At 47.8% G+C, this 2,593-nt stretch carries 2 protein-coding genes; both read left to right on the forward strand.

The window, feature by feature from the left end:
• Window positions 1-230: 230 nt before the first annotated feature.
• Window positions 231-1,763 carry an IS21 family transposase gene (gene istA, locus PUN32_RS13890; protein WP_274723725.1) on the forward strand — a complete coding sequence of 511 codons (1,533 nt, stop codon included), beginning with the start codon at window positions 231-233 and terminating at the stop codon, window positions 1,761-1,763.
• 10 nt (window positions 1,764-1,773) lie between these two features.
• A complete protein-coding gene (gene istB / locus PUN32_RS13895) occupies window positions 1,774-2,514 on the forward strand; it encodes an IS21-like element ISVch3 family helper ATPase IstB (protein WP_274723726.1) in 741 nt (246 codons plus the stop codon).
• Window positions 2,515-2,593: the final 79 nt, after the last annotated feature.

The following is a 2,593-nucleotide window of genomic DNA, read 5'->3' on the forward strand; positions in this document are numbered from 1 at the left end:
TGCATATTTCGGAGCATTCCGATCAGTCATTTCGGGATTATCCGATCACCCATTTCGGTTTAAACCGATCACCGATTCCGCGATTATCCGATCACTTTTAGCCTAACCCCGAAATCAGTGATCGGAATACCGAAAACCGCGATCGGAATGTCCGAAATCCTTCCTTTTTCTCTTTTAAATCAATTAGTCGCTATTCTTTACATCTTAAAAAATAACGTAAGGAAGCGACCATGACCAAAAAGAGAACGCCAATGAACAAAATCAAAGAGGTATTACGCCTCAAATATGACTGCGGGCTGTCTAATCGTGATATCGCTTCTTGCCTAAAACTCGGTCCGTCCACCATATCAGAACTCCTGACTCGCTTTAAACAAAGCCAACTCGGTTGGCCTCTACCCGAAAGTTGCGGCGATGCCGCGCTCACACAGGCGCTATACCACGACAAAAAAGCCAATCACAAAAAGGTTATGCCAGACTTCACTCAATACGCTGTCGAACTCAGGCGTAAAGGTATGACGAAGATGCTACTCTGGCAGGAATATCACTTTCAATATCAAGAACAAGCGTACGCTTATACCCAGTTTTGCGAACACTTCACTCGCTGGTTCAAAAATCAAAAACGCAGCATGCGTCAGCTTCATATGGCGGGAGATAAGCTGTTTATCGACTACTGCGGACCTCGGCTTCAGGTGGTCAACCCCGATACAGGTGAAGTTCGAGAGGCGGAAGTGTTCGTGGCCACCTTAGCCGCATCGAATTACACCTATGTTGAAGCCTTCCCGAGCCAAGGCAAGTCCTACTGGTTAGAAGCGCATGCCAATGCCTTCGAACACTTCGGTGGTGTGCCGCATCTTTTGGTTCCCGACAATCTACGCAGCGCCGTCACCCAAGCTAACCGCTATGAACCAAGACTGAACGACAGCTATCAAAAACTGGCAAATCACTACCAAACCGCAGTGATGCCTGCTCGCCCTTACAAGCCGAAAGACAAAGCCAAAGCTGAGAATGCGGTACTCCTCGTAGAACGCTGGATCATGATGCGGTTGCGCCACCAAATCTTCCACACCTTCAAAGAGCTGAATCTCGCTATCCGAGAGCTGATGAATGAGTTAAACCAACGTGAGATGAAACAGTATGGCGCGAGTCGTAAAGCGTTGTTCGATAAACTCGATAAACCCGCGTTAAAGCCTCTGCCTAAGCAGCGATACCTCTATACCGAAACCAAACGAGCCAAGGTTGGGCCTGATTATCACATCGAATATCGCCGTCACTACTACTCAGTTCCCCATCAGTTGGTCGGCCATTATGTTGAGCTGGAAGCCACGAATCACTTAGTCCAACTCTACCACCAAGGCAATTTGGTGGCTCAGCACCCACGCAGCCAAAAAGAACATGGCAATAGCACCCAGTCCGAGCACATGCCAAGCAATCATCAGCATCAAAAATGGTCTCCAGGCCGCTTACTCAACTGGGGATCGAATATTGGCCCAGCGACACGAGAGGTCGTCAATAAAATCCTGAACTCTAAACCTCATCCAGAGCAGTCTTATCGTTCCTGTCTTGGCCTGCTCAATCTCAGTAAAACACACGGCGGCACTCGACTAGAGCAAGCTTGTAAAGATGCGCTAATGCTCACAAAACCTAACTACACCTTCATCAGCAACCTGCTTAAAAACAACCGTGAAGGCCAGTTGAGTAAAGACACGACAAGCACCCCAAACCTTGTTCACAGCAATGTTCGAGGCCCAAACTGTTATCACTAGGAGAAGATAAATGAATGCACTGAACGACCAACTCAAAACCCTGCGCTTAAGCCATGCTGCGAAAGCGTTAGAGCAGCAACAAGAGCAACTGACCACCTACGCAGAGCTGAGCTTCGAGGAAAGACTAAGCCTGCTTCTAGAAAGTGAAATCTTGAGTCGTAGTCATAGCAAAATCCAAGGCCTAAAACGGCAAGCCAAACTAAGAGTGGATGCACAGCCAAGCCAACTCATCTACAAAGAAGGACGAAATCTCAATCGCCAACAGATGAGCGAACTGCTAACGGGCAGTTATCTACACAAACACCAGAACATCTTGATCACGGGGCCAACGGGTGCAGGCAAAACGTATCTTGGCTGTGCACTAGCAACGATGGCCTGCGACCAACAACAAACCGTCAGGTATTACCGATTAAGCCGCCTACTTGATGACCTGACCGCAGGTCGCTTAGATGGTAGCTATCAAAAGCAACTCGAATCGCTGGCTAAAAAAGCGTTACTGATCCTTGACGACTGGGGTATGGAAAAACTGACTCAAGAGCATGCAGGCCACTTATTGGAAATGCTGGAAGACCGTTACCAAAATAGCAGCACAATCGTCATCAGTCAGTTACCTGTAAAAGAGTGGTACAACATGATCGGCAATGCCACCGTCGCAGACGCGTTAATGGATCGTCTGGTACACAATAGTCATCGAATAGAACTGGGGGGAGAGTCAATGAGAAAACTGGCGCAATCCGATCACTTAGGGTAAAAATAGGAAGAGAGAAAAATGGTAGAGTCAGGTGATCGGAATAAACCGAAACGAGCGATCGCAATCACCGAAATACGCA

It is taken from the genome of Vibrio chanodichtyis (assembly GCF_028863985.1).
In the GTDB taxonomy this organism is placed as follows: Bacteria; Pseudomonadota; Gammaproteobacteria; order Enterobacterales; family Vibrionaceae; genus Vibrio; species Vibrio chanodichtyis.